Source organism: Neoluteolibacter marinus (assembly GCF_014904755.1).
GTDB lineage: Bacteria > Verrucomicrobiota > Verrucomicrobiia > Verrucomicrobiales > Akkermansiaceae > Haloferula > Haloferula marina.
In genome coordinates this window covers 1-1,673 of sequence record NZ_JACZFQ010000053.1, presented here as the reverse complement: position 1 = coordinate 1,673, position 1,673 = coordinate 1, and the positions used below count along the sequence as shown (strand labels likewise).

The window sequence follows — 1,673 nt, the reverse complement described above, 5'->3', positions numbered from 1 at the left end:
CCAGCCGCCCGCCCCGGCGGCCCGCCTGCACCTCCAGGCGGCGGGCCCCGGCGTGGCGGATGACGTTGCTGACGGCTTCCCGCAGCACCGACCGCAGCGCGTGGATCGCGGCGGGTGCCAGCCTCGCGCTGCCGAATTCCTCCGCATGCCATTCGAACTCGAGCCCGTGATCCTCGGCCCGGCCGGCAGTCTCGAAGCGCAGGTCGGCGAGCACCTCGTCCAGCGCCAGCGGCTCCGGCGGCGCGTTGTTGATCATTTCCCGCAGCCCCAGGATGGTCCGTCGGATTTGCTCGTCCTTCGATTCGCCGCGATCGCTGTGGAGCGCGGAAAGAAGCTGCGCGCCGATGTTGTCGTGCACGTCGCGGGCGATCCGGCCGCGTTCCTCGGCCACCCCGCGGAGGTAGGCCGAAACACTTGCCGTCGCATGGCGCATCATCGCCAGCAGCTCCGCCGCCAGCTCGGCATCGCGGGGTGAGAAGAGGTCACGGCCGCCCCGCGCGTAGCCGAGCCTCAGGGCCGGCCCGCCTCCCGCCGGAGGGATCGTCATCACCAGCCCGTCGTCGAGGATTTCAACCTCCCCCGAGGTCGCGTCAGCCGGGGCCATCCGCAAGGGGTCGAAGGCCGCCTGCAGCGTCTCCATCCAGCGCTTCCCGCCCTCCGCCGGCGGCGCCAGGGCCGCCTCCAGCACCTCGCTGAAGCGCGCTTCCCGGCCCCGTGCGCGGCGCTCCGTCAGGCGGGTCCACACCCAGCTCCGGAACGGCAGCCAAACCACCGCGCAGATCGACAGTGCCAGCGCCAGCGAGGTCTGCGAGGAAAGCCGCAGCACTCCCACGAAGAGCAGGTCCAGCAACACCAGCGCCAGCGCCGCCGCCGCCCAGGCGACGATCCGCCGCCACCACGGCCCCAGCTCGAACAAGCGGTAGCGTAGGATCCCCAGCGCCAGCCCGCCGTAAACCAGTAGGAACAGCAGGAATGCGTAGCCCTGCAGCGGCGAGGTATCGACCCCGAACATCTGCGGCAGCAGGATCAACAGCGCGAACACCCCCGTCCCTAACAACCACGACAGCAGGAACCACTGCAGCGCCGCCCGGGCAACCGGTTCGCGGCGGGTGGCGAACCAGTGGTAGGCGGCCAGCACGAAGGTCACCAGCACCGCCACCATCACCAGGAAGCGGCGGGCGAAGGTCATCGACTCGAACACGCCGACCTGCTGGAGGACGAACCACAGCACGAACACGCCGACCACCGCCCGGCCGGCCCAGCGCGGAGCCACCGGCCGCGGATAGTAAAGCAGCAGCGCCACGAAGCTGGCCGCGAACAGGCTTCCGCCGAGGAAGTTCAGATCGCTCGCCCACTGCAGCACCGTGCCATCCATCCCAAGTTCGCGCGTCGTGTAGACCGCCGCCGCCGGCGCGAACAACAAGGTCGAGGCACCGCTCAGCAAGAGGTAGCGGGCCACCGTCTCACGCGGCCGGAACACGAACACCGCCGCCGATACCAGCCACGCCACCAGGCCGACGCTCACCTGCACCCAGAAGTCCGGCGGCAGGTCGGTCCACGGCCGTCCCGAGCGGTCCGGCCGGATCTCCAGGACCCGGCCGCCACCGGTGACCAGCTTCACCACGCCGGCATCCTGGAGGACGGCCAGGCGATCCTGGCGGTCGAGGAAATTC

The 1,673-nt window shown here is 70.7% G+C and carries 1 protein-coding gene; it reads right to left on the bottom strand.

All coding sequences use genetic code 11. From position 1 onward, the window contains the following. The coding region (locus tag IG178_RS11990) for a sensor histidine kinase (protein WP_193212793.1) at positions 1-1,673 on the bottom strand (1,673 nt) is incomplete at both ends.